Source organism: Pseudomonas sp. p106 (assembly GCF_003936645.1).
Lineage (GTDB): Bacteria > Pseudomonadota > Gammaproteobacteria > Pseudomonadales > Pseudomonadaceae > Aquipseudomonas > Aquipseudomonas putida_E.
This window is the reverse complement of record NZ_RHQR01000023.1, coordinates 21292-47630: the sequence shown is the minus strand read 5'-3', so window position 1 is coordinate 47630 and position 26339 is coordinate 21292. Positions and strand designations below refer to the sequence as shown.

General features: G+C 62.7%; 20 protein-coding genes. 12 read left to right on the top strand and 8 right to left on the bottom strand.

Going from position 1 to position 26339, the window contains the following annotated elements; translation table 11 throughout:
• The first annotated feature begins 150 nt into the window (after nt 1-150).
• A complete protein-coding gene (locus EGJ09_RS22785) occupies nt 151-1461 on the top strand; it encodes a DUF2235 domain-containing protein (protein WP_371928100.1) in 1311 nt (436 codons plus the stop codon).
• Between the two features lie 88 nt (nt 1462-1549).
• On the opposite strand, the gene EGJ09_RS22780 is transcribed toward EGJ09_RS22785, so the two are convergent.
• Nucleotides 1550-1903 (bottom strand): hypothetical protein, encoded by a 354-nt coding sequence (locus EGJ09_RS22780; protein ID WP_012313505.1) that lies wholly within the window; start codon nt 1901-1903, stop codon nt 1550-1552.
• 249 nt (nt 1904-2152) lie between these two features.
• On the opposite strand from EGJ09_RS22780, the gene EGJ09_RS22775 reads away from it, so the two are divergent.
• Nucleotides 2153-7018 carry an NAD-glutamate dehydrogenase gene (locus EGJ09_RS22775; RefSeq protein ID WP_046786499.1) on the top strand — a complete coding sequence of 1622 codons (4866 nt, stop codon included), beginning with the start codon at nt 2153-2155 and terminating at the stop codon, nt 7016-7018.
• Nucleotides 7019-7228: 210 nt separating this feature from the next.
• Here the strand turns inward: EGJ09_RS22775 and EGJ09_RS22770 are convergent, their stop codons facing one another.
• Nucleotides 7229-8047, bottom strand: coding sequence for a pyruvate, water dikinase regulatory protein (locus EGJ09_RS22770; protein WP_012313507.1), 819 nt, complete (start codon nt 8045-8047; stop codon nt 7229-7231).
• A 175-nt stretch (nt 8048-8222) separates the two neighbouring features.
• On the opposite strand from EGJ09_RS22770, the gene ppsA reads away from it, so the two are divergent.
• From ppsA to EGJ09_RS22730, 8 genes are all read left to right on the top strand, one after another.
• Nucleotides 8223-10598 carry a phosphoenolpyruvate synthase gene (gene ppsA / locus EGJ09_RS22765; protein ID WP_012313508.1) on the top strand — a complete coding sequence of 792 codons (2376 nt, stop codon included), beginning with the start codon at nt 8223-8225 and terminating at the stop codon, nt 10596-10598.
• Nucleotides 10599-10699: 101 nt separating this feature from the next.
• Nucleotides 10700-11692: an alpha/beta fold hydrolase gene (locus EGJ09_RS22760; protein WP_223255122.1), complete on the top strand. Its 993-nt coding sequence runs from the start codon at nt 10700-10702 to the stop codon at nt 11690-11692.
• A gap of 139 nt (nt 11693-11831) precedes the next feature.
• Nucleotides 11832-12323, top strand: a complete 492-nt coding sequence (gene rraA / locus EGJ09_RS22755) for a ribonuclease E activity regulator RraA (protein ID WP_012313510.1) — start codon at nt 11832-11834, stop codon at nt 12321-12323.
• Between the two features lie 27 nt (nt 12324-12350).
• Nucleotides 12351-13346, top strand: a complete 996-nt coding sequence (locus EGJ09_RS22750) for a zinc transporter ZntB (RefSeq protein WP_046786497.1) — start codon at nt 12351-12353, stop codon at nt 13344-13346.
• A 112-nt stretch (nt 13347-13458) separates the two neighbouring features.
• On the top strand, nt 13459-13722 hold the full coding sequence (locus EGJ09_RS22745) for a CrfX protein (RefSeq protein WP_115275429.1): 264 nt from the start codon (nt 13459-13461) through the stop codon (nt 13720-13722).
• A 2-nt stretch (nt 13723-13724) separates the two neighbouring features.
• On the top strand, nt 13725-14549 hold the full coding sequence (locus EGJ09_RS22740; protein WP_012313513.1) for a mechanosensitive ion channel domain-containing protein: 825 nt from the start codon (nt 13725-13727) through the stop codon (nt 14547-14549).
• Nucleotides 14550-14662: 113 nt separating this feature from the next.
• On the top strand, nt 14663-15229 hold the full coding sequence (gene sigX / locus EGJ09_RS22735; protein WP_039603739.1) for an RNA polymerase sigma factor SigX: 567 nt from the start codon (nt 14663-14665) through the stop codon (nt 15227-15229).
• A 110-nt stretch (nt 15230-15339) separates the two neighbouring features.
• A complete protein-coding gene (locus tag EGJ09_RS22730; protein ID WP_039603738.1) occupies nt 15340-16377 on the top strand; it encodes an OmpA family protein in 1038 nt (345 codons plus the stop codon).
• Between the two features lie 97 nt (nt 16378-16474).
• Here EGJ09_RS22730 and cobA read toward each other — a convergent pair whose 3' ends face one another.
• The 5 genes from cobA to EGJ09_RS22705 form a co-directional block, all read right to left on the bottom strand.
• The gene (cobA, locus tag EGJ09_RS22725; RefSeq protein WP_125924843.1) at nt 16475-17215 is read right to left on the bottom strand and encodes a uroporphyrinogen-III C-methyltransferase; all 741 of its coding nucleotides are present in this window, start codon (nt 17213-17215) and stop codon (nt 16475-16477) included.
• Between the two features lie 27 nt (nt 17216-17242).
• Nucleotides 17243-18910 carry a bifunctional protein-serine/threonine kinase/phosphatase gene (locus EGJ09_RS22720; RefSeq protein WP_119688552.1) on the bottom strand — a complete coding sequence of 556 codons (1668 nt, stop codon included), beginning with the start codon at nt 18908-18910 and terminating at the stop codon, nt 17243-17245.
• A gap of 9 nt (nt 18911-18919) precedes the next feature.
• Entirely contained in the window at nt 18920-20131 is a 1212-nt protein-coding gene (locus tag EGJ09_RS22715; RefSeq protein WP_046786493.1) for a NarK/NasA family nitrate transporter, read from the bottom strand.
• Between the two features lie 165 nt (nt 20132-20296).
• Nucleotides 20297-20872 carry an ANTAR domain-containing response regulator gene (locus EGJ09_RS22710; RefSeq protein WP_039602393.1) on the bottom strand — a complete coding sequence of 192 codons (576 nt, stop codon included), beginning with the start codon at nt 20870-20872 and terminating at the stop codon, nt 20297-20299.
• A gap of 11 nt (nt 20873-20883) precedes the next feature.
• Nucleotides 20884-22086, bottom strand: a complete 1203-nt coding sequence (locus tag EGJ09_RS22705) for a CmpA/NrtA family ABC transporter substrate-binding protein (protein WP_115275427.1) — start codon at nt 22084-22086, stop codon at nt 20884-20886.
• Nucleotides 22087-22214: 128 nt separating this feature from the next.
• On the opposite strand from EGJ09_RS22705, the gene EGJ09_RS22700 reads away from it, so the two are divergent.
• Nucleotides 22215-23240 (top strand): quinone-dependent dihydroorotate dehydrogenase, encoded by a 1026-nt coding sequence (locus tag EGJ09_RS22700; protein WP_115275426.1) that lies wholly within the window; start codon nt 22215-22217, stop codon nt 23238-23240.
• A gap of 98 nt (nt 23241-23338) precedes the next feature.
• Here EGJ09_RS22700 and rmf read toward each other — a convergent pair whose 3' ends face one another.
• Nucleotides 23339-23554 (bottom strand): ribosome modulation factor, encoded by a 216-nt coding sequence (gene rmf, locus EGJ09_RS22695; RefSeq protein ID WP_003248687.1) that lies wholly within the window; start codon nt 23552-23554, stop codon nt 23339-23341.
• Nucleotides 23555-24116: 562 nt separating this feature from the next.
• Between rmf and rlmKL the strand changes: the two genes are divergently transcribed.
• Nucleotides 24117-26309, top strand: coding sequence for a bifunctional 23S rRNA (guanine(2069)-N(7))-methyltransferase RlmK/23S rRNA (guanine(2445)-N(2))-methyltransferase RlmL (gene rlmKL / locus EGJ09_RS22690; RefSeq protein ID WP_119688554.1), 2193 nt, complete (start codon nt 24117-24119; stop codon nt 26307-26309).
• Nucleotides 26310-26339 lie beyond the last annotated feature (30 nt).

Below are 26339 nucleotides of genomic sequence, written 5' to 3'. Positions count from 1 at the left end.
CTTTAATCTATCCGGGGGGTGGCGACCAAATACGCCCCGGTTTTTTATGCGCATTGAAGCGGTGGAATATCCGCGTGCGTTTCAGGTGTTCTCCGATTTCCGGTGGCGGAGATCTGTCGCTTGCTTGTGCCCTTCGAATCATGAAGGAGCATGATGATGAGCAAGCACTCCGGTATACCTGCCCCGGTAACCCTGCGGGTGGGCATTTTTTTCGACGGCACCGGCAACAATCAGGGCAACGCTGCACCCTTGGCCTCCACCAGCCAAGGTTGCGCAGGGGGTAGTTATGCCAATGCCCGCAGCAACATTGCCTTGCTGCACGCGCTTTATCCCTTCGGGCCGGTGCAAGGGCAGGTCCATTTCAGCGTTTATGTGGAAGGTATCGGTACAACGCACGGTGCGCCTGACTCATCCTTCGCCCAGGCGACTGGTCGCGGAAGCGCGGGGGTGGAGGCCCGGGTAGAGCAGGCACTGGCGGAGGTTGGCAGGCAACTGCGCGATTATCGGGCCGAGCATCCTCAGGTTGTACCCGGGTGCATCGAATTCGACCTGTTCGGTTTCAGTCGCGGTGCTGCGGCGGCCAGGCACCTGGCCAACCGGCTGGGCAAGGATGAGGTGGGCTTGCCGGCCGAGCTGCACGGGCTCCGGGCGATCAACTTCATGGGTCTGTTCGATACGGTGGCGGCCATCGTTGCACCTTTGCAAGGCAGCTTCGACCCTGCCAGCGATCACTACGGCGGTTTGCGTCTCGGGCTGGACACGCTTATCGCCCGGCAAGTGGTGCAACTGGTGGCAGGTGATGAACGGCGCCACAACTTCCCGCTGGTGCGCAGCGACAACGACATTGTCGTGCCGGGTGTGCACTCGAATATCGGTGGCGGTTATCGGGAGCGCATGCGTGAGCAGGTTCTTTTGTGCAAACCGCAGTCGAGCCGGGTCGCGCGGACGACGCCGGCCGAATGCACAAGCGCCCATGCGGCGGTCAATGGGCTGCTGACCTCGACTTTTGCCGGCCTGATCGATCCGCGGCCAACCCTGCTCAGCTGGGAGGTGCCGATCGAAGGCAGCCGAGCCAGGCGTGATGACCCGGAAAAGCAGGTGTATGCCGCTGTGTACCGAGAACGTGAAGTCAGTGGCCATCTGTCACGTGTCTACCTCAGCATCATGCGTGAACTGGCCGTGCGCGGTGGCGTACCGTTCGCTCCCTTGGGCAGTGACGATGCGCATCACCTGCCGGCAGAGTTGCTGCCTGTCAGCCGCAAACTGCATGAGTTTGCCCTCGGGCAATGTGCGCAACTGCGCCTGACGCCCCAGGAACGAGCGTTGCTGCAGGCAAAGTATGTGCACACATCGGCGCACTGGAACGCCGTGAAAGGGCTGGATAACAGTGCGCTGGACGCGTTTTACATCGACCGGCCGGGCAAGGCGGGCAGGGTGCTGCACAAGAACCCGGTAGATTGAAGCAGGTACCGGCCTTGCCATGGGCTGAAGATATCAAGGGCGCTTCGATGCGCCGACACGCGCCGGGGGCCGACGCGCACATTGGCTATCAAAGCTCGCTGACGAAGGTCCCTGTCCCCTCCAGAATGTTGCGCAAGGTCAGTTCGACCTCTTCCAGGTCAGTCCCTGCCGATGTCAGCACGATCTCCAGCGTTTCGTCACCCTTCAACGCATCTCGATCCCCGGCCGCCACTTCGATCAGCAGGCGCTTTGCGCTCAGGGTCACCTTCAGGCCATCGAGCGTCGACGGTTCATCGTCCAGGGTCAGGTCCACGGTGTCCTCATCCGGGTAGCGGGTGAGCAGGAACATCTGCCCCTTGTCGCTGTGGCAGCACAAGGTCGCCATGTTGTCTTCCTCGTCATCGCAAGGGGTGGCGAACAGCAGGGCGGTGTTGATTTGCATGAAGGCGGCTCGGGTCAATGGAAACGAAAGTGAATTCTGACAGCCTTGGGGGCATCGATAAACGTAAAGTTTCCCCCCCTTGACCGAAATTGTCGCAGCGCTGCAAGCGGTAATGACCGATCAGTCGTTAAGCTTCCGCGAGCCCTGAACATTACCGTCCGGCTTGCCACGGGTTGGCTATCGTTGATCCGTGATCGTCGGATGTACGCGACGCTTCAATTATTACAAAGCCCAAGCGGAGTACCACAGATGGCGTTCTTCACCGCAGCCAGCAAAGCCGACTTCCAGCATCAACTGCAAGCGGCCCTGGCGCAGCACATCAGCGAGCAGTCACTGCCACAAGTGGCGCTGTTCGCCGAACAGTTCTTCGGCATCATTTCCATGGACGAGCTCACCCAGCGCAGGCTGTCGGACCTGGCCGGCTGTACCCTTTCCGCCTGGCGCATCATCGAGCGCTTCGACCCCGCGCATCCGCAGGTGCGGGTGTACAACCCCGATTACGAGCGCAATGGCTGGCAGTCGACCCACACCGTGGTCGAGGTGCTGCACGATGACCTGCCGTTCTTGGTGGATTCGGTACGTACCGAGCTCAACCGCCGCGGCTATAGCATTCACACGCTGCAGACCACCGTGCTGAGCGTGCGTCGTGACGCCAAGGGCAATCTGCTCGAACTGTTGCCCAAGGGTACCCAGGGCGAGGGTGTGTGCCATGAATCGCTGATGTACCTGGAGATCGACCGCTGCGCCAACGCTGCCGAATTGACGGTGCTCACCCGCGAAATCGAGCAGGTGCTGGCCGAGGTGCGGGTGGCGGTGGCCGATTTCGAGCCGATGAAAGCCAAGCTGCAGGAAGTCATGGCGCAGGTGGAGCAAACCGCGTTTGCGCCAGCGCACCACGAAAAGGGTGAGGTCAAGGCGTTCCTCGAGTGGCTGCTGGACAACCACTTCACCTTCCTCGGTTATGAAGAATTCACCGTGCAGGCCGACAGCGCCGGCGGCCAGATGGTCTACGACGAGCAGTCGTTCCTGGGCTTGCCGCGCCGCCTGCGTGTGGGCCTGACGCCTGAAGAGCTGCGTATCGAAGACTACGCGGTGGCTTACCTTGCAGAGCCGCTGCTGTTGTCGTTCGCCAAGGCTGCACTGCCCAGCCGGGTGCACCGCCCGGCCTACCCGGATTACGTCTCGATCCGCCAGCTGGACGCCGATGGCAAGGTGCTCAAGGAACACCGCTTCATGGGCCTTTACACCTCGTCGGTGTACGGCGAGAGCGTGCACGCCATTCCATACATCCGGGTCAAGGTCGCCGAGGTCGAGCGCCGCTCCGGCTTCGACGCCAAGGCACACCTGGGCAAGGAACTGGCCCAGGTACTCGAAGTGCTGCCACGCGACGATCTGTTCCAGACCCCGGTCGACGAGCTGTTCAGCACGGTGATGTCGATCGTGCAGATCCAGGAGCGCAACAAGATCCGTGTGTTCCTGCGCAAGGACCCGTACGGGCGCTTCTGCTATTGCCTGGCCTACGTGCCACGGGAAATCTACTCCACCGAAGTGCGGCAGAAGATCCAGCAGGTGCTGATGGAGCGCCTGAAGGCCAGCGACTGCGAGTTCTGGACGTTCTTCTCCGAATCGGTGCTGGCACGCGTGCAGCTGATTCTGCGCGTCGATCCGAAGAACCGTATCGCCATCGACCCGCAGCAACTGGAAAACGAAGTGATCCAGGCCTGCCGCTCGTGGCATGACGACTACGCCGCGCTGGTGGTGGAGAACTTCGGTGAAGCCCAGGGCACCAACATTCTCGCCGATTTCCCCAAAGGTTTCCCGGCCGGCTACCGTGAGCGCTTTGCCGCCCATTCTGCGGTGGTCGACCTGCAACATGTGCTGGCCCTGTCCGAAAGCAAGCCGCTGGCGATGAGCTTCTACCAGCCGCTGACGCGTCTGGGCGAACGCTTGCTGCACTGCAAGCTGTACCACGCGGACACGCCATTGGCGTTGTCGGACGTGCTGCCGATCCTGGAAAACCTTGGCCTGCGTGTGCTGGGCGAGTTCCCCTATCGCTTGCGCCACGCCAGTGGTCGTGAATACTGGATCCACGATTTCGCCTTCACTTACAGCGAAGGCTTGAGCCTGGACATCCAGCAACTCAACGACGTGCTCCAGGACGCGTTCATCCATATCGTCCAGGGCGATGCCGAGAATGACGCGTTCAACCGCCTGGTGCTCACCGCCGGCCTGCCATGGCGCGACGTGGCGCTGCTGCGCGCCTATGCCCGCTACCTCAAGCAGATCCGCCTGGGCTTCGACCTTGGCTACATCGCCAGCACGCTGAACAACCACACCGACATCGCCCGTGAGCTGACCCGGTTGTTCAAGACCCGCTTCTACCTGGCGCGCAAGCTCACTGCCGATGACCTGGACGACAAGCAGCAACGCCTGGAACAAGCCATCCTCAGCGCCCTGGACGATGTCCAGGTGCTCAACGAGGACCGCATCCTGCGCCGCTACCTGGACCTGATCAAGGCCACCCTGCGCACCAACTTCTACCAGCCTGATGCCAACGGCCAGAGCAAGTCGTACTTCAGCTTCAAGTTCAACCCCAAGCTGATCCCCGAGCTGCCCAAACCGGTACCCAAGTTCGAGATCTTCGTCTATTCGCCACGGGTCGAGGGTGTGCACCTGCGCTTCGGCAATGTGGCACGCGGTGGCCTGCGCTGGTCGGACCGTGAAGAGGACTTCCGTACCGAGGTGCTTGGGCTGGTCAAAGCCCAGCAGGTGAAGAACTCGGTGATCGTGCCCGTCGGTGCCAAGGGCGGCTTCCTGCCACGGCGTTTGCCGCTGGGCGGCACGCGTGACGAAATCGCCGCCGAAGGCGTGGCCTGCTACCGCATATTCATCTCGGGCCTGCTCGACATTACCGACAACCTCAAGGACGGCGGCGTGGTGCCACCGGCCAACGTGGTGCGTCACGATGACGATGACCCGTACCTGGTGGTGGCGGCCGACAAGGGCACCGCGACCTTCTCCGACATCGCCAACGGCATCGCCATCGATTACGGCTTCTGGCTGGGCGATGCCTTCGCCTCGGGTGGCTCTGCCGGCTACGACCACAAGAAGATGGGCATTACCGCCCGTGGTGCCTGGGTGGGCGTGCAGCGCCACTTCCGCGAGCGCGGCATCAATGTGCAGCAGGACCCGATCACCGTCATCGGCGTCGGTGACATGGCCGGTGACGTGTTCGGCAACGGCCTGCTGATGTCCGACAAGCTGCAACTGGTAGCGGCGTTCAACCACCTGCACATCTTCATCGACCCGAACCCGGACCCGGCCAGCAGCTTCGCCGAGCGCCAGCGGCTGTTCGACTTGCCGCGTTCGGCCTGGAGCGATTACGACACCAGCATCATGTCCGAAGGCGGCGGGATCTTCCCGCGCAGTGCCAAGAGCATCGCCATCACGCCGCAAATGAAGGAACGCTTCGCCATCGAGGCCGACCGGCTGACACCGACCGAGCTGCTGCATGCATTGCTCAAGGCACCGGTAGACCTGCTGTGGAACGGGGGCATCGGTACCTACGTCAAGGCCAGCAGCGAAAGCCACGCCGATGTCGGCGACAAGGCCAATGACGCGTTGCGGGTCAACGGCAACGAACTGCGCTGCAAGGTGGTGGGCGAGGGCGGCAACCTCGGCATGACCCAGCTCGGCCGTGTCGAGTTCGGCCTCAACGGCGGTGCCACCAATACCGACTTCATCGACAACGCCGGTGGGGTGGACTGCTCCGACCACGAGGTCAACATCAAGATCCTGCTCAACGAAGTGGTGCAGGGTGGCGACATGACCGAGAAGCAGCGCAACCAGCTGCTTGGCAGCATGACCGATGAAGTGGGCGGGCTGGTGCTTGGCAACAACTACAAGCAGACCCAGGCGCTTTCGTTGGCGGCGCGTCGCGCCCGCGAGCGGATCGCCGAGTACAAGCGCCTGATGGCCGACCTCGAGAGCCGTGGCAAGCTGGACCGTGCCATTGAGTTCCTGCCGACCGAGGAGCAGTTGGCCGATCGCCTGGCGGCCGGCCAGGGCCTGACCCGTGCCGAGCTGTCAGTGCTGATTTCCTACAGCAAGATCGACCTCAAGGAGCAGTTGCTCAAGTCGCTGGTGCCGGACGATGACTACCTGACCCGCGACATGGAAACCGCCTTCCCGCCGTCGCTGGTCAGCAAGTTCGGCGAAGCCATGCGCCGCCACCGCCTCAAGCGCGAGATCGTCAGTACCCAGATCGCCAACGACCTGGTCAACAACATGGGCATCACCTTCGTCCAGCGGCTGAAAGAGTCGACCGGCATGAGCCCGGCCAATGTTGCCGGGGCCTATGTGATCGTGCGTGACATCTTCCATCTGCCGCACTGGTTCCGCCAGATAGAGGCGTTGGACTACCAGGTGCCGGCGGAAATCCAGCTGACCCTGATGGACGAGCTGATGCGTCTGGGGCGCCGCGCGACCCGCTGGTTCCTGCGCAGCCGGCGCAACGAGCAGGATGCCGGGCGCGACACCGCGCACTTCGGCCCGAAAATCGCCCAGTTGGGGCTCAAGCTCGACGAACTGCTGGAGGGCCCGACCCGCGAACGCTGGATGGTCCGCTATCAGAGCTTCGTCGATGCCGGCGTGCCGGAGTTGCTCGCACGCATGGTGGCAGGCACCAGCCACCTGTACACGTTGCTGCCGATCATCGAGGCGGCAGACGTGACCGGGCATGAGCCGGCCCAGGTGGCCAAGGCGTTCTTCGCCGTGGGCAGTGCGCTGGACTTGACCTGGTACTTGCAGGAAATCAGCAACCTGCCGGTGGAGAACAACTGGCAGGCCCTGGCCCGCGAGGCGTTCCGCGACGATATCGACCTGCAGCAACGGGCCATCACCATCTCGGTGCTGCAGATGGTCGATGCCCCGCAAGACATGGATGCCCGCGTGGCGCTGTGGGCCGAGCAACATCGGGTCATGGTCGAGCGCTGGCGTGCCATGCTCGACGACCTGCGCAATGCGACGGGTACCGACTATGCGATGTACGCGGTGGCCAACCGCGAGCTGGTCGACCTGGCGATGAGCGGGCAGGCGGTGGCAGTGCCGTCCTGATCGGACAGTTGAAATGAAGAAGCCCCGGCAGTGATGCCGGGGCTTTTTCATGCTGGCGCCCGCCTTACGGATGATCGGCCCCCAGGTAGGAGCGGCCTTGTGTCGCGAAAGGGTCGCGTAGCGGCCCCGGCAATATCAGCCTGATGCATGAATTGCGGGGGCGCTGCGCACCCCTTTCGCGACACGAGGCCGCTCCTACGGGGCCGTGTGTTATTTGAACCGCCGCTCCACGCCTTTTTCCACCAGGATTTTTGCCGAAATCTCCTCCACCGAAAAATGCGTGGAGTTGATGTTGGGGATGTTCTCCCGCCGGAACAGGCTCTCGACCTCGCGTACCTCGAACTCGCACTGAGCAAAACTCGAATACCGGCTGTTGGGCTTGCGCTCGTGGCGGATGGCGGTCAGGCGGTCGGGGTCGATGGTCAGGCCGAACAGCTTGTTGTGATGCTTCTTGAGCACCGCCGGCAGTTGCAGGCGCTCCATGTCGTCTTCGGTGAGCGGGTAGTTGGCCGCGCGAATACCGAACTGCATCGCCATGTACAGGCAGGTCGGGGTCTTGCCGCAACGCGATACGCCGACCAGGATCAGGTCGGCCTTGTCGTAATAATGGGTGCGCGCGCCGTCGTCGTTGTCGAGCGCGAAATTCACCGCCTCGATGCGCTCCATGTAGTTGGAATTACCGCCAATGGAGTGGGACTTGCCGACGGAATACGACGAATGGGCAGTCAATTCCTGCTCGAGCGGGGATAAAAACGTCGAAAAGATGTCGATCATGAAGCCGTTCGACGTCGCCAGGATCTCACGGATGTCCTGATTGACGATGGTGTCGAAGATGATCGGGCGCATGCCGTCGCGCTCGGCGGCGGCATTGATTTGCTGCACCATCGTGCGCGCCTTGTCCGGCGTGTCGATGTACGGACGGGTGAATTTGTTGAATGGAATGCTATCGAATTGCGCGAGCAGGCTTTGGCCCAGGGTTTCGGCAGTGATGCCGGTGCCATCGGAGATGAAGAACGCGGTTCGTTTCATTTGCGATCTGGGCCTTAAGCTGATGACGTTTCTTGGATATGATAAGTTCGGTTTGCCGAATGCGGCTGTCGGCATTCTCACTTATTTTCCAGGTACAGGCCACAAGCGTCCGGCCCAGTCAAAAGGCAGGCGGGCGCCCTTGAGCTTTTCCAATACAGTTAGTGGAGAGATCACCTTGGTAGAGTACGTAGTTTCCCTCGATAAGCTCGGCGTCCATGATGTGGAGCATGTGGGGGGCAAGAACGCATCCCTGGGCGAGATGATCAGTAACCTCGCCGGTGCCGGCGTGTCGGTGCCGGGCGGCTTTGCCACTACGGCTCAGGCGTACCGTGATTTTCTCGAGCAAAGCGGGCTGAACGACCGCATTCACGCCGCGCTCGACGCGCTGGATGTCGATGACATCAATGCCCTGACCAAGACCGGCGCGCAGATTCGCCAGTGGGTCATGGAGGCCGAGTTCCCGGCTCGACTGGATTCGGAAATCCGTACGGCCTTCGCCGAGATGGCCGCTGGCAACGACAACATGGCCGTTGCCGTGCGTTCCTCGGCCACCGCTGAAGACTTGCCGGACGCCTCTTTTGCCGGCCAGCAGGAAACCTTCCTCAACATCCGTGGCGTCGATAACGTGATCCGCGCGGCCAAGGAAGTGTTCGCCTCGCTGTTCAACGACCGCGCCATCGCCTACCGCGTGCACCAGGGCTTCGACCACAAGCTGGTGGCCCTGTCGGCCGGCGTGCAGCGCATGGTCCGCTCTGAAACCGGCACCGCCGGTGTCATGTTCACCCTCGACACCGAGTCGGGTTTCCGCGATGTGGTGTTCATTACCGGTGCCTACGGCCTGGGCGAAACCGTGGTGCAGGGTGCGGTCAACCCTGACGAGTTCTACGTACACAAGAACACCCTGCAGGCCGGCCGCCCGGCCATCCTGCGCCGCAACCTGGGCAGCAAGGCGATCAAGATGATCTACGGCGACGAGGCCAAGGCCGGTCGCTCGGTCAAGACCGTCGAAGTCGACCGTGCCGAACGTGCGCGCTTCTGCCTGACCGACGCCGAGGTCAGCGAGCTGGCCAAGCAGGCCATGATCATCGAGCAGCACTACCAGCGCCCGATGGACATCGAATGGGCCAAGGACGGTGACGACGGCAAGCTCTACATCGTGCAGGCCCGCCCTGAAACCGTGAAAAGCCGCGCCAGCGCCAATGTCATGGAGCGTTACCTGCTCAAGGAGAAGGGCACCGTACTGGTTGAAGGCCGTGCGATCGGCCAGCGCATCGGCGCGGGCAAGGTCCGCGTGATCAAGGACGTGTCCGAGATGGACAAGGTGCAGCCGGGCGACGTGCTGGTCTCCGACATGACCGACCCGGACTGGGAGCCGGTGATGAAGCGCGCCAGCGCCATCGTCACCAACCGCGGCGGGCGTACCTGCCACGCGGCGATCATCGCCCGCGAGCTGGGTATTCCGGCAGTGGTAGGTTGTGGCAACGCCACCCAGCTGCTCAAGGATGGCCAGGGCGTGACCGTGTCCTGCGCCGAAGGCGATACCGGCTTCATTTTTGAAGGTGAACTGGGCTTTGACGTCAAGCAGAACTCGGTCGATGCCATGCCCGACCTGCCGTTCAAGATCATGATGAACGTCGGCAACCCGGACCGCGCCTTCGATTTCGCCCAGCTGCCCAACGCCGGTGTCGGCCTGGCGCGCCTTGAGTTCATCATCAACCGCATGATCGGCGTGCACCCCAAGGCGCTGCTGAACTACGCCGGCCTGCCGCCGGAGCTCAAAGAAAGCGTCGACAAGCGCATCGCCGGCTACAACGACCCGGTCGGCTTCTATGTCGAGAAGCTGGTCGAGGGCATCAGCACCCTGGCGGCGGCCTTCTACCCGAAAAAGGTCATCGTGCGCCTGTCGGACTTCAAGTCCAACGAGTACGCCAACCTGATCGGCGGCAAACTGTACGAGCCGGAAGAAGAAAACCCGATGCTGGGCTTCCGCGGTGCTTCGCGCTATATCAGCGAGTCGTTCCGTGACTGCTTCGAGCTCGAATGCCGTGCACTGAAGCGCGTGCGTAACGAGATGGGCCTGACCAACGTCGAGATCATGGTGCCGTTCGTGCGCACCTTGGGCGAAGCCAGCCAGGTGGTCGACCTGCTGGCCGAAAACGGCCTGGCCCGTGGCGACAATGGCCTGCGCGTGATCATGATGTGCGAGCTGCCGTCCAACGCCATCCTGGCTGAAGAATTCCTCGAGTACTTCGACGGCTTCTCCATCGGTTCCAACGACCTCACCCAGCTGACCCTGGGCCTGGACCGCGACTCGGGTATCATCGCCCACCTGTTCGACGAGCGTAACCCGGCGGTGAAGAAGCTGTTGGCCAATGCCATTCAGGCATGCAACAAGGCTGGCAAGTACATCGGCATCTGCGGCCAGGGCCCGTCGGACCACCCGGACCTCGCCAAGTGGCTGATGGAGCAAGGCATCGAAAGCGTGTCGCTGAACCCGGACTCGGTACTCGAGACCTGGTTCTTCCTGGCCGAGGGCCAGGGCGCGGTCTGATAGATGAAATGCGGGGGCGCGTCTGGCGTGCCCCCGCCTGGTTTTTTCCAGGGCGAGTTCCAGTGATGGATCCCGCCCTTTTTTGTGCATCAAGCAACCTTATGCAAAGCAGCAGTGTTCTATTCCCAGTGGCCTTGCTCAGTGCCGAGCGCCGCGGTGATCTCAGTGAAGACGTCTACCGGATCAAAGCCGGCAACAGCCCTGACCCCAGCGTCGAACTGGCCGTGACCCGCCTGGGGCTGGCCGACCAGGGTGGCGCCCAAGGCGTGCCGGTTATTCTCCTGCATGGCAGTTTCTCCAATCGGCGTTTCTGGTATTCGCCCAAGGGCATTGGCCTGGGGGCTTACCTGGCACGTGCGGGCTTCGATGTCTGGATCCCGGAAATGCGTGGCCACGGGTTGTCGCCGCGCAACCACAAGTGGCGGCACAACCGGGTCGCTGACTATGCCCGCTATGACTTGCCGCTGATCGCGGCCTTCGTTGAAGAACAGTCCGGTTCAGCCCCCCACTGGATAGGCCATTCGCTTGGCGGTACCACCTTGGCGGCAGCGCTTGGCGGTGGTTTTCTGCAGTCCGGGCAGGTCGCCAGTGCCGCGTTTTTCGGTACCCAGATCAGCCGGGTGTACTGGCCGTTGAAGGTGCCACCCCTGACCTGGGGCGCAAAGCTGCTGCTCAGGCGTTGGGGGCAGATTTCCGGCCCGCGCTTCAAGCGCGGGCCTGAGGATGAGCCGATAGGCCTGGCGCTGGAAAGCATGCGTTGGCACGGCCTGTTTGGCCGTTTTGGTGACGAGGACAGTGACTGGTGGGCGGGGCTTGCCGAGGTGGATGTGCCGGTGCTGGCAGTGGCTGGCGCGGGAGACTTCCAGGACCCGGTGTGGGCTTGTCGCAAGCTGTTCGATCAGTTGGGTGGCGAGCGCAAGCAGTTCCTCAGGCTGGGGCGCGAGGAAGGCTTCGAGGCGTTCGGGCATGTCGACATGCTGGTGAGCAAGGCGGCGCAGGCGCAGGTGTGGCCATTGGTGCAACGCTGGTTGCGCCAGCCGTTGCTGCCAGTGCATGGGGCGACCGTGGTTACGGAGCCAGTCACGGTCAGCTGATTTTCTGCTGGGTGTCGTGGCCCGCTTGGGCTACGACAGGCGAAATACAGATGACCGAGCAGTCCCGGATGACTGCGACTGCCTCCCCGGTGTAGCCTTGGCAGACACCCGCTTTCGTTGTGACTGACAGGAGCTTCCCATGCAGCATTACGTAACGCCCGACCTGTGCGACGCCTACCCGGACCTGGTCCAGGTGCTGGAACCGATGTTCAGCAACTTCGGTGGCCGCGATTCATTTGGTGGCCAGATCGTTACCATCAAGTGCTTCGAGGACAACTCGCGGGTCAAAGAGCAGGTTGAGCTCGACGGCAAGGGCAAGGTTCTGGTGGTCGATGGCGGTGGTTCGCTGCGCTGTGCATTGCTCGGTGACATGCTTGCCGAAAAGGCTGCCAAGAACGGCTGGGAAGGCCTGGTGATCTATGGCTGCGTGCGTGACGTCGATGTGCTGATCCAGACCAGCGTCGGTGTGCAGGCGCTGGCCAGCCATCCGATGAAGACCGACAAGCGCGGTATCGGCGACCTCAATGTGGCTGTGACCTTCGCCGGCGTGACGTTCCGCCCTGGCGAGTATGTGTATGCCGACAACAATGGTGTGATCGTCTCGCCAAGCCCGCTGGAAATGCCGCAGTGATGCGCCGCACGCGCTGATGGAGCTTTGATGTTCGAGGAAGACAACGCGCAGTGGGGGCTGGTGCACGCCCTGGTGCTCGATGGTAAAGGCGGCGCGCGCTCGATCCCCCGGACCGAGCTGGACGATCTGCAGTTGCAGCCACAGCAAAGCCTGTGGCTGCACTGGGATCGCAGTCATCCCCAGACCCGTACCTGGCTGCAGCAAGAGAGCGGCCTGAGTGAGTTCGCCTGCGACCTGCTGCTGGAGGAAAACACCCGTCCGCGCCTGTTGCCGCTGGCCGATGAACAGCTGCTGTTGTTCTTGCGTGGGGTGAACCTCAACCCGGGCGCCGAGCCCGAAGACATGGTATCGGTACGTATTTTCGCCCAGGCGCGGCGGGTCATTTCGCTGCGCTTGCGGCCTTTGCGCGCCAGTGACGAAATTCTCCGTCTGCTGGACGAGGGCAGGGGGCCCAGATCGGCGTCCGAGCTGCTGCTGCTGATGGGCGAATTGCTCACCGAGAAAGTGCAGGGTTTGGTCAACGATCTGTCGGAGCTGGTCGATCTGGAGGAAGAAAAGGTTGAATCCGACGAACGGTACAGCCCTGAGCACGGCAGCTTGCAGCAGATTCGTCGCCGAGCCGCCGGCCTGCGGCGTTTTCTCGCCCCGCAGCGGGAGATCTATGCCCAGCTGTCGCGCAGCCGCTGGAGCTGGTTCGCCGATGCGGACGCAGACTACTGGAACGAGCTGAACAACAGCCTGATCCGCTACCTGGAAGAGCTGGAGCTGGCCCGTGAGCGGGCCGCGCTGGTGCTGGAAAGCGAGGACCGGCGGCGCAGCGAGCGGATGAACCGGACCATGTACCGCTTCGGCATCATTACCTGCATTTTCCTGCCCATGAGCTTCGTCACCGGGTTGCTGGGGATCAATGTCGGCGGCATTCCGGGGGCGGAAAACCCCTATGGTTTCCTGTTTGCCTGTATTGTCGTGCTCGGGCTTGCGGTGGGGCAGTGGTGGCTGTTCCGACGGCTGCGGTGGGTTTGAATGCTTATTGGAATGTACCGGCCTTGTCGCTGGCAAGCCGGCCGCCACATGAGCCGAAGTGTGACCCGGCGTCTGTCGCTCTCGTCTCTGACTGACATTGCGCGAGGTGCACATGCACGATCCGTTTGAACAATCCCTGCGTGACCTGCTCAACGCGTCGCCGTCCGGTGAGGACCGTGACGACGCTGCGTGCCTGGGTCGCGTGCTGAAAACCGCCAACCGCCAGGTTGGCGCCGGTGACCTGTTCAGCCTGCTTGGCCGCTGGAGCCAGGCGCTGCTGATCGCCGTGAACAATGGCTCGGCGCATGTCGCGCCGGTGCGCCGCACTTCTGCCCGTAACGCTGCCGACGGCAGCAAAGCTGATAAGGCCGATTGAATATGGAACTCGATCTCTGGACCCAGAGCCTGGTCACTGCCATGACCGCCCTATGGACCAAGGTGGCGAACTTCATCCCCAACCTGTTCGGCGCGCTGGTCGTGGTGCTGCTCGGTTTCGTGGTGGCCAAGCTGCTCGATACGCTGTTGTCCAAGCTGCTGGCCAAGTTTGGTCTGGATCGCCTGATGGCCGGTACCGGCTTGACCAAAATGCTCAGCCGTGGCGGCATTCAGGTGCCGATCTCGACCTTGATCGGCAAGATCGTCTACTGGTTCGTACTGCTGATTTTCCTGGTCTCTGCTGCCGAATCGCTAGGCCTCGAGCGCGTCTCCGCAACCCTCGACATGCTTGCCCTCTACCTGCCAAAGGTATTTGGTGCGGCCTTGGTGTTGCTGGTTGGCGTGCTGCTGGCGCAAGTGGCCAACGGCCTGGTGCGTGGCGCTGCCGAAGGTATCGGCCTTGAGTATTCCGCAGGCCTTGGGCGCATTACCCAAGGCCTGGTGATCATCATCAGTATTTCGGTGGCGATCAGCCAGCTCGAGGTCAAGACCGACCTGCTCAACCACGTGATCGTGATCGGGCTGATTACCGTTGGTCTGGCCGTTGCGCTTGCGATGGGGCTCGGCAGTCGCGAAATCGCTGGGCAGATTCTGGCCGGTATCTATGTGCGTGAGCTTTACCAGGTCGGCCAGCAGGTGCGGATTGGAGAGGTCGAGGGGCAGATCGAGGAGATCGGCACGGTAAAGACGACGTTGCTGACCGATGATGGCGAACTGGTGTCGTTGTCTAATCGTGTGCTGCTCGAGCAACGCGTCAATAGCCGCTAATTGTCCAAAAGCTGTTAATGTATGCCGCCGCAGAAATCCGCCCACGTGGCCGAGCGGCGACATTGACCTGACTGTCGGCCAGATCCGTTTTGAATAAAGTTCATTCGCCGCCCATGCGTTACGACCCGCGCGAGCTCACCGACGAGGAGTTGGTGGCGCGTTCGCATGAGGAGCTGTATCACGTTACCCGCGCCTATGAAGAGCTCATGCGGCGCTACCAGCGGACCCTGTTCAACGTGTGCGCGCGTTATCTGGGGAACGACCGGGATGCTGACGATGTCTGTCAGGAGGTGATGCTCAAGGTGCTTTACGGTCTGAAGAACTTCGAGGGTAAATCCAAGTTCAAGACCTGGCTCTACAGCATTACCTATAACGAGTGCATTACCCAGTACCGCAAGGAGCGCCGCAAACGTCGGTTGATGGATGCCTTGAGTCTTGACCCTGTTGAAGAGGCGTCTGAAGACAAGGCACCCAAACCCGAAGAAAAGGGTGGCCTGGACAAGTGGCTTGTGTATGTGAACCCGATCGACCGGGAAATTCTGGTGCTGCGATTTGTTGCGGAACTGGAATTTCAGGAGATCGCGGATATCATGCACATGGGTCTGAGCGCAACGAAAATGCGCTACAAGCGCGCGCTGGACAAGCTTAGAGAGAAATTTGCAGGTATGGATGAAACTTAGCCCCTTGCGAATATCTCTAACGAATCGGCAAGTTCTGCTAGACTTGCCGTCGAGTTGTCCGCCGGATTTTGGTGGGACTGCTTAACTATCACCAGATGGGGATTTAACGGATGAAATTGAAAAACACCTTGGGCTTGGCCATTGGCTCGCTCGTTGCTGCTACTTCGTTCGGCGTTCTGGCACAAGGCCAAGGCGCTGTCGAAATCGAAGGCAACGTGACCAAGCAGTACTACGACAGCGAGCGCAACTTCCAGAACGACGGCACCAACCCTGGTGTTCGCCTCGGTTACTTCCTGACCGATGACGTCTCCCTGGACCTGGGCTACAACGAGACCCACAACGCTCGTGGCGAAGTCTTCAACAAAGACATCAAAGGTTCCAAAGCCAAGCTCGACGCTACCTACCACTTCGGTACCGTAGGCGACGCGCTGCGTCCGTACGTTTCCGCTGGTTTCGCTCACGAGAGCCTGGGCCAGGCCACTCGTAGCGGCCGTGACCACTCCACCTTCGCCAACGTTGGCGCTGGCGCCAAGTGGTACATCACCGACATGTTCTTCGCCCGTGCCGGCGTTGAAGCCATGTACAACATCGACAACGGCAACACCGAGTGGGGCCCGACCGTTGGTGTGGGTCTGAACTTCGGTGGCAGCGGTGGCAAAGTTGCTCCGGCTCCTGCTCCAGTTGCTGAAGTCTGCTCCGACAGCGACAACGATGGCGTTTGCGACAACGTCGACAAGTGCCCAGACACCCCAGCCAACGTTACCGTTGACGCTGATGGCTGCCCGGCTGTTGCCGAAGTCGTTCGCGTTGAGCTGGACGTCAAGTTCGACTTCGACAAGTCGGTCGTCAAGCCTAACAGCTACGGCGACATCAAGAACCTGGCTGACTTCATGAAGCAGTACCCACAGACCACCACCGTGGTTGAAGGTCACACTGACTCCGTGGGCCCAGATGCTTACAACCAGAAGCTGTCCGAGCGTCGTGCCAACGCCGTCAAAGACGTGCTGACCCAGCAGTACGGTGTTGAGTCGACTCGTGTTGACTCGGTTGGCTACGGCGAAACCCGTCCGGTTGCCGACAACGCCACCGAAGAAGGCCGTGCTGTCAACCGTCGCGTTGAAGCTCAGGTAGAAGCCCAAGCCAAGTAATTGGTTGAAGCTTCACTGAAAAACCCGGCCTCGGCCGGGTTTTTCGTGTCTGGAGCAGGTGGTTTCCAGGCAAGGCATTAAGCCGATGAACACCGCATCAACCGGTTGCCGCCATCCGCTGATGGGCCTCCAAGTTCCCTGCCACCTCGCCAATCACCAGGATTGCCGGGCTGCGCAAGCCGAACGCCCGCGCATCCTCCAGCATCCCCCGCAAGTCGCTGCGGCACTCGCGTTGCCTGGGCAGTGACGCATTCTCGATCATCGCCACCGGCATCCCCGGCGCCATGCCGCCGTCCAGCAAGCCCTGGCGAATCTGCTCCAGCCTCGCTACCCCCATGTACACCACCAGGGTTGTGCCACCCTGTGCCAGCGCCGTCCAGTTCAGCTCGCTGTCATCCTGGGTGTGCGCGGTCACCAGTGTCACGCCACGGCTGATCCCGCGTGAGGTAAGCGAAATGCCACACTGGGTCGCGCCTGCCAGGCCTGCAGTAATACCGTTTACCACCTCCACCTCGATGCCATGCCCTTGCAGCCACAAGGCCTCCTCGCCGCCACGGCCAAAAATGCACGGGTCGCCGCCTTTGAGCCGCACAACGCAGCGGCCCTGCCGTGCGTGGCGCAGCATCAGGCGCTGAATGAACGCCTGGGGCGTGGAGCGGCAGCCACCCCGTTTGCCCACGGCGATCACCCGTGCCTGCGGGCAGTGTTCCAGCACGGCCGGGTTGACCAGGTCGTCGATCATCACTACATGGGCCTGTTGCAGCGCACGCACGGCTTTCAGGGTGAGCAGTTCGGGGTCACCAGGGCCGGCACCGACCAGCCAGACTTTCGCATTCATCAGGGTTTCCTCATCGGCAAGGCGTGCTCAGCCCTTGAACAGGCTGAACAGCAGTATCAGGTTGAGCAGCAGGGACAGCAGGGCCAGGGTGCGCCAGACCTTCAGTGGCTCCCGTTCAAGCAGTGGGCGTGGATGGCTGTTGAGCGCCTGGCGGTCACCCCGTTCGAGCAGCAGCAACCACTGTTCAGCGGTTTCGAAGCGCTGCGCCGGGTCCGTGGCCACGGCTTGCTGCAGGTTGTGCTGCAGCCATTCCGGCAAGTCGGGGCGATAGCGCGCGGCATTGACCGATTGGCCAAAGCGCGGGCGCTGGAAAGCTTCGACCTCGCCATAGGGGTAATGCCCGGTCAACAGGTGGTAGAGCGTCACACCCACTGCGTAGAGGTCTTGGCGCGGGCTCGGCGGCTGGCCGTCGAAGGCTTCCGGGGCGATGTACGAAGGCGTGCCGGGGAGTTCGTGGCGCGGGTCCTCGGACAGCCCTGGGCAGTACGCCAGGCCGAAGTCCAGCAGGCGCAGTTGGCCGTCTTCGCCCAGGTGCAGGTTGTCGGGCTTGATGTCACGGTGCAGCAAGTTGCGTCGGTGCAGCACACCAACGGCCTGCAGTAACTGGCGGGCCACTTCCAGCCACTGTGCCAGTGGCAACGGGCCCTGCTCGGCCAGCTGGGCGGCCAGGGTTCGGCCGCTGTGTTCGCGCATCACGTAATACAGGTGCTGGCGCTGGCTGGCGGCGTGCAGTTCGGGGAAATGGCGGCCGGCTACGCGGCGCAGGAACCATTCTTCAAGCAACAGCGCCTGGGCAGCGCCCGGCTCTTGTTCGCGTTCCGCGGGCAAGGTTTTCAGTAGCCACGGCTGGCCCTGGCTGTCGCGCACGCGGTACAACAGCGATTGGCGGCTTTGTGCCAGGCGCGCCTCGATCTGCCAGCCATCGATTGCCTGGCCTTCGCGCAGTTCGCGGGGTAAGGGCCATTGCTGCAGTTGGACCAGGGTATCGCCAAGGTTGGCCGTGCCCACGCGCTCGACCCGTACCAGCAGGGCGCTGGCATTGTCCTGGCTGCCATTGTGGTGGGCGCTGGCGACCAGTGTATCGGCGGCCAGTTGCAGGTCGGGCTGCTCGCGCAGTACGGCCTGGATGTGCTGGTCACCCAGGCTGGCCCAGACGCCGTCACTGAGCAACAGGTAGCACTCGCCGGGCTGCAGCTCACCGTCCAGGTAGTCCACCAGCAGGTGCTGGTCCAGGCCCAGTGCGCGTTTGAGCACATGCTGCATGCCGGGTTGGTCCCACACATGGTCTTCACTCAGGCACTGCAGGCGGCCGTCGTGCCAGCGATAGGCGCGGCAGTCGCCGACGTGTGCCAGGGTGAAGCGGCGCCCGCGCAGCACCAGCGCGCTGAGCGTGGTCAGGAGCGGCTGGCTGCCCTGAGCGCGCAGCCAGCGGTTCTGTGCCGACAGCAGGCGGTCCAGTGCCTGCGCCACGCCCCAGGTGGCGGGGGTGGCGTAGTAATCCATGGCCAGGGCCTGCAAGCTGGCACGTGCTGCAAGGCCGCCGTCAGCACATTGGCTGACGCCGTCGGCAAGGGCGAACAGGTAACCCTTGCTGGCGGCAAGCTCCGGCGCCGGGGTGACCAGGCGCAAGGCGTCCTGGTTCTCCTCGCGCGGCCCCGTGGCGCTGGCCTGGGCGAAACTCAGTTGCAGGCTCATCGGCTCGCCTCAGACCCGCGCCGCGGTGACCGCTGCAGAACCCCAGGTGGTGCGCCAGCGCTGCTTGACCCCGTGCAGCCCGAACCAGGCCAGCAGGCCCAGGCTGGCAAACAGCCACAGGCCCATCTGGTAGTCACCGGTGTGCTGCTTGATGGTGCCGAGCCCGGCTGCCAGCAGGAAGCCGCCGATGCCGCCGGCCATGCCGATCAGTCCGGTCATCACGCCGATTTCCTGGCGGAAGCGTTGGGGGACCAGCTGGAACACCGCGCCGTTACCCGCACCCAGGCCGAGCATGGCGCTGACGAACAACGCCAGGGCCGCTGTGGCGCTGGGCAGGTTGAAGCCGACGGCAGCAATGCAGATGGCGGCCACGCTGTACATGCCAAGCAGGGTGCGGATGCCGCCGAAACGGTCGGCCAGGGCGCCGCCCAGCGGGCGCATCAGGCTGCCGGCGAACACGCAGGCGGCGGTGTAGTAGCCTGCCGTGATCGGGCTGAGGCCGTACTGGTCGCTGAAATAGCCGGGCAGGGCGCTGGCCAGGCCGATGAAGCCGCCGAAGGTGACGCTGTAGAAGAACATGAACCACCAGCTGTCACGATCACCCAGCGCCTTGAGGTAGTCGGCCATGGCCTTTGGCTTGGGCCGTTGTGGTGCATTGCGCGCGAGCAGGGCGAACACCACGACCGTCACCAGCAGCGGGATCACGGCGAAACCGAATACGTTGTTCCAGCCAAAGCCTGCGGCCAGCACCGGGGCCAGCAACGCGGCGAAGACGGTGCCGGAGTTGCCCGCGCCAGCGATGCCCATCGCCTTGCCCTGGTGTTGCGGCGGATACCATTGCGAGGCCAGCGGCAGCGACACGGCGAACGAGGCGCCGGCAACACCGAGAAACACACCGAGCAGCAGGGCTTGCTCGTAGGTGTGCACGCCCAGGTACCAGGCACAGGCCAGGGCGACAATCACGATGACCTGGCCGATCAGCCCGGCGGTTTTCGGTGAGAGGCGGTCGACCAGCAGGCCCATGACAAAACGCAGCACGGCACCGGCGAGGATGGGTGTTGCGACCATCAGGCCCCGTTGCTGTGCACTCAGTTGCAGGTCGGTGGCGATCTGTACGGCCAGCGGGCCGAGCAGGTACCACACCATGAAGCTCAGGTCGAAATACAGGAACGCAGCGAACAGCGTGGGCACATGCCCGGATTTCCAGAAGCTGGTACTCATCGAACACCTCACTCGGCAATGCAACGGAAACGAAAAGACGCCGCTACCCGGTCCACTGGCATGGAGGGGTGAGCGACGTCTTTGTCGGGGTTTGTGGGCAACCGCCGTTGGCTACCGGTGCGATATCTTCAGCAAGAGCTGGGCCAACATTGTACGGTCGCCTGCTTACCCCAGCATCTCGTGCATGGCGATGATCTGCTCAGCCACCTGGATCAGCTTCTGCTGGCGGCTCATGGCCTGCCGGCGCATCAGGGTGTACGCCTGTTCTTCGTTGCAGTCTTTCATTTTCATCAGCAGGCCTTTGGCCTGCTCGATGCGCTTGCGCTCGGCCAGTTGCTGGTCGCGGGCCTGCAGCTGGGCCTTGAGCGCCTGGTCGCTCTCGAAGCGGGCCATGGCCACGTCCAGGATTGGCTGCAAGCGGGCGGCGTGGATGCCCTCGACGATGTACGCGCTGACCCCGGCCTGGATCGCCTGGCGCATCACTCCGGGGTCATGCTCGTCGGTGAACAGCACGATCGGCCGCGGCTGGTCGCGGCTCACCATCACCACCTGTTCCATCACGTCGCGGTCGGGTGAGTCGGTATCGATCAACACCACGTCCGGGTGCACCATCTCGACGCAGGCGGGCAGGTCGATGGTCAGGTCTGGCGCCTCGATCACCTCGAAGCCGGCTTCGCGCAGTGCAGCCTTGAGGCGGCCGAGCTTGTTCTGGGTATCGTCGATCAGCAGGATGCGCAGCATGTTGGTGACCCTCACAGACCGATACGGGCATCGGGCGTATCGCCCAAGGCGTGCAGGCTGAAGCTGCGGGCGTAGCCGTATGGGTCGCTGCCATCCCAGCGGATACCGTCGATCAGCAGGCTGCTGCGCATGGGCGTGCCAGGGCAAGCCACGCCCAGCGCCTCGGCGGCTTCTTGGTAAAGCGCCAGCTGCTGGACCTGGCGCGCCACGCCGAGGTAGTCGGGATCATCGCGCAGCAGCCCCCAGCGACGGAACTGGGTCATGAACCACATGCCGTCGGACAAGTAAGGCACATTGGCCCGCCCCTGATCGAACAAGCGCAGGGCATGATGGTCCTGCCAGTGGTTGCCAAGGCCGTCCTGATACACCCCGAGCAGCCGCGGTTCGATGTTTTCAATGGGCGTATCCAGGTAGGCGCTGCCGCTGAGCAGTTGCGCGGTGCCGTGGCGATTTTCCTGGCTTTGTTCGATGAAGCGGCTGGCGGCGAGGATCGCTTTGACCAGCGCCCGGGCGCTGTTTGGGTACTGCTCGGCAAAGGTGCGGGCGCAGGCCAGGACCTTTTCCGGGTGGTCGGGCCAGATCGACTGGCTGGTAGCCAGGGTAAAGCCCTGGCCCTGCGCTACGGCGGCGCCTGCCCAGGGTTCGCCGACGCAGAAGCCATCGATCCGGCCAGCCTGGATGTGCGCCATCATTTGCGCCGGTGGCACCACCACGCTATTGACGTCGTGCAGGGGGTGAATGCCTTGGCTCGCCAGCCAGTAATACAGCCACATGGCATGGGTGCCAGTGGGGAATGTCTGGGCGAAGGTCAGTTTTGCACCCTGCTGGTGCACGTGACGTGCCAGTGCTTCAGGTGTGGTCACAGCCTTGCGCTGAAGGGCGGGGGAGAGGTTGATGGCCTGGGCATTCTGGTTCAGCCCCATGAGCACCGCCATGTCGCTGGCCGGCACCCCGCCGATGCCCAGGTGCACGGCATAGACCAGGCCATAGAGGCAATGAGCGGCATCCAGTTCACCGCTGGCCAGTTTGTCGCGCAGGCCGGCCCATGAGCCCTGGCGTTTGAGGTTGAGTGTCAGGCCGTGTTGCTGGGCGAAGCCCTGGGTGGCCGCTACCACAACCGAAGCACAATCGGTCAGGGCCATGAAACCGATATCGAGGCTGGGTTTTTCTGGCGCATCGCTGCCGTTGACCCATGCCAGGGGTGATGTATTCACGTAGATCCTCGCCTGTACTGAATAGGCTGTGTGCAGGCGATGTAGCAACGCATGTGCCAAGGCGCTGTCATGCCGGCCGCACGCTGGCTATAATCGCAACCTCACTCACCCCTGAGCCTTGCCCGCCCATGTATACCCTGGCCCGCCAGCTGCTGTTCAAGCTTTCCCCGGAAACCTCCCATGACCTGTCCCTGGACCTGATCGGCGCCGGTGGCCGCCTCGGGCTCAACGGCGCGCTGTGCAAGCAGCCGGCGGCATTGCCGGTGTCGGTGATGGGCTTGAACTTCGCCAATCCGGTCGGCCTGGCGGCAGGCCTGGACAAGAATGGCGCGGCCATCGATGGCTTTGCCCAGCTGGGCTTCGGTTTTGTCGAGATCGGCACCGTGACCCCGCGAGCGCAGCCGGGCAACCCGAAGCCGCGCTTGTTCCGCCTGCCAGAGGCCACGGCAATCATCAACCGCATGGGCTTCAACAACCTGGGCGTCGATCACTTGCTCGAGCGGGTGCGCGCCGCGCGTTATGACGGTGTGCTGGGCATCAACATCGGCAAGAACTTCGACACCCCGGTAGAGCGCGCGGTCGACGATTACCTGATCTGCCTGAACAAGGTCTATGGCCACGCCAGCTACATCACCGTGAACATCAGCTCGCCCAATACCCCAGGCCTTCGCAGCCTGCAGTTCGGCGATTCGCTCAAGCAGCTGCTCGATGCCCTGGCCGAGCGCCGCGAACAACTGGCCGGCGAGCATGGCAAGCGTGTGCCGCTGGCGATCAAGATCGCGCCGGACATGAGTGATGAAGAAACTGCGCTGGTGGCGGCAACGCTGATGGAATCGGGCATGGATGCGGTGATCGCTACCAACACCACCATGGGCCGTGAAGGTGTGGAAAACCTGCCGTATGGGGGGGAGGCGGGCGGCCTTTCCGGTGCACCGGTACTGGCAAAGAGCACCCATATCGTCAAGGTGCTGTCGGCCGAGCTGGGCGGCAAGATGCCGATTATTGCTGCCGGGGGTATCACCGAAGGCCGGCATGCCGCAGAGAAGATTGCCGCTGGCGCGAGCCTGGTGCAGATCTACTCAGGCTTCATCTATAAAGGGCCGGCGCTGATCCGTGAGGCAGTGGACGCGATCGCCGCAATGCCGCGGGCATGATCACGCAGGCATAAAAAAGGGCCCCGTCAAGGGGCCCCTGGGCCTTAGCCCGCCGCCCGGATGGGGCGTGCATGGTGACTCGAATTCAGTGTCCTCGTTCAGCCAACGGCGTGATTTTCGTTGAGTCTATGGATGCCAGCGGTGCCAGTCATTCCGTCCCAGTTATCACCGCGACCTTCACGCCAGCCGTTGATCCAGGCTTGGCGAACAGAAGGAAGATTGAAGGGGCAAAGTTCGCGGGATTTGCCGGTGACCCCATATTGGTAGCCACGTGAATATGCTCTTTCCAACGGATCACGCTTAAGTCTTCTCATAGGGTGTTGCCCTCACTTGTTGACTGTAATGTCCCGTCGGCCTCTCCGAGGCCGGGCAGAGTCTTTCTGCCGGTTTGCGCCCGCTGCCGGCGTGGCGGGCTGAAAGTGCCACTTCGTTGCGAAGCGGCCTGAGACCAGTTCTAACGAATGCGAGTCACCGAGGGAATGATCGATTTGTCATAAGCACGTAACGTTTCCAAGGGTGAAGGGATAAGTAAATAAATGCGACTCAACCTTGTTTGGCGTTGAGCCCGCTATGGCCGGGGTTTGCTGAACCTTGACGTCATTTCGCCAGCGTTGCGCTGCGATGAAAGAAATATTTGGTAATGCGACGAAGGGTCACATTGACCCTGAAGTCGACAGAAATTTTTTGTACTGCCTGATGATCTAAGCTGTCTCTGCCACTGGCGAGAGCAGATCGATCAGGCGGCCCGGCCCATCAGCTGCTGCATACTGCGCAGATCAAGGCCACTCGGACGCTTGCTGGAAGGGCGTTCGGGCAAACATCGGCGGGGCGATGCGTCGCTTCGTCACTCAAATAGCCCAAGGCTCTGGAATACACATGTCGGACCGTTTCGAACTTTATCTCACCTGCCCCAAAGGCCTGGAAGGCCTGCTTGCCGAAGAGGCCAAGGGCCTGGGCCTTGACGATGTGCGCGAGCACACCTCGGCCATCCGCGGCGCGGCCGACATGGAAACCGCCTACCGCCTGTGCCTCTGGTCGCGTCTGGCCAACCGCGTGCTGCTGGTGCTCAAGCGCTTCAACATGAAAAATGCCGACGACCTTTACGATGGCGTGAACGCTGTCGACTGGGCCGATCACCTGGCGGCCGACGGTACCCTGGCGGTCGAGTTCAGCGGCCATGGCTCGGGCATCGACAACACCCACTTTGGCGCGCTGAAGGTCAAGGATGCCATCGTCGACAAACTGCGCAATCGTGAAGGTCTGCGCCCATCGGTAGAAAAAGTCGACCCGGACGTGCGTGTTCACCTGCGTCTGGACCGGGGCGAGGCGATTCTTTCGCTCGACCTCTCCGGCCACAGCCTGCACCAGCGCGGCTATCGCCTGCAGCAAGGTGCTGCGCCGCTCAAGGAAAACCTGGCCGCGGCGGTGCTGATCCGTGCCGGCTGGCCACGCATCGCCGCCGAGGGTGGCGCCCTGGCCGACCCGATGTGCGGTGTAGGCACCTTCCTGGTCGAAGCGGCCATGATCGCCGCCGATATGGCACCTAACCTCAAGCGCGAGCGCTGGGGCTTCAGCGCCTGGCTTGGCCATGTGCCGGCCACCTGGCGCAAGGTTCACGAAGAGGCTCAGGCCCGTGCACAGGCCGGCCTGGCCAAACCGCCGCTGTGGATTCGCGGCTACGAGGCAGACCCGCGGCTGATCCAGCCGGGGCGCAACAACGTCGAACGCGCAGGCCTGAGTGAGTGGGTCAAGATCTACCAGGGAGAAGTCGCCAGCTTCGAGCCGCGCCCGGATCAGAACCAGAAGGGCCTGGTCATCAGCAACCCGCCCTACGGCGAACGCCTGGGTGACGAAGCCAGCTTGCTGTACCTCTACCAGAACCTCGGCGAGCGCCTGCGCCAGGCGTGCATGGGCTGGGAAGCTGCAGTGTTCACCGGTGCGCCGGAGCTGGGCAAGCGCATGGGCATCCGTAGCCACAAGCAATATGCGTTCTGGAACGGCGCGCTGCCGTGCAAGCTGCTGCTGTTCAAGGTGCAGCCTGACCAGTTCGTTACCGGTGAACGTCGCGAGGCCCAGGCCGATAGCGGTGATACCCGCCGACCGCTGCCGGTAGCCAGTGAGCCTGCACGCCTGTCCGAAGGCGCTCAGATGTTCGCCAACCGCCTGCACAAGAACCTCAAGCAACTGGGCAAGTGGGCCCGCAAGGAACAGATCGGCTGCTACCGCGTATACGATGCCGATATGCCTGAATATGCCTTGGCGGTCGACCTCTATCAGGATTGGGTACACGTACAGGAATACGCTGCGCCGCGCTCGATCGACCCGGAAAAGGCCCAGGCGCGCCTGCTCGATGCCTTGTCGGCGATCCCCCAGTCGCTGGGCGTCGACCCGCAGCGCGTGGTGCTCAAGCGCCGTGAGCGGCAGAGCGGCACCCGCCAGTATGAGCGCCAGGCCACCGAAGGGCGCTTCCATGAGGTCAGTGAAGGCGGCGTCAAGCTGCTGGTCAACCTCACCGACTACCTCGACACTGGCCTGTTCCTCGACCACCGCCCAATGCGCATGCGCATTCAGCGCGAGGCCGCCGACAAGCGCTTCCTCAACCTGTTCTGTTACACCGCTACGGCCAGCGTGCATGCCGCCAAGGGCGGTGCGCGCAGTACCACCAGCGTCGACCTGTCCAAGACCTACCTGGACTGGGCGCGGCGTAACCTGTCGCTGAACGGCTTCTCCGAGCGCAACCGCCTGGAGCAGGGTGATGTCATGGCCTGGCTGGAAGCCAATCGCGACACTTACGACCTGATCTTCATCGACCCGCCGACCTTCTCCAACTCCAAACGTATGGAAGGCGTGTTCGACGTGCAGCGTGACCACGTGCAACTGCTCGACCTGGCCATGGCGCGCCTGGCGCCCGGTGGTGTGTTGTACTTCTCCAACAACTTCCGCAAGTTCCAGCTCGACGAGCATCTGGCTGCGCGCTACGTGGTAGAGGAAATCACTGCGCAGACACTGGACCCGGACTTCGCCCGCAACAACCGTATCCACCGCGCCTGGCGCCTGCAATTGCGCTAAAGCGACAGGCAACATTGCGTCGCTAATGGC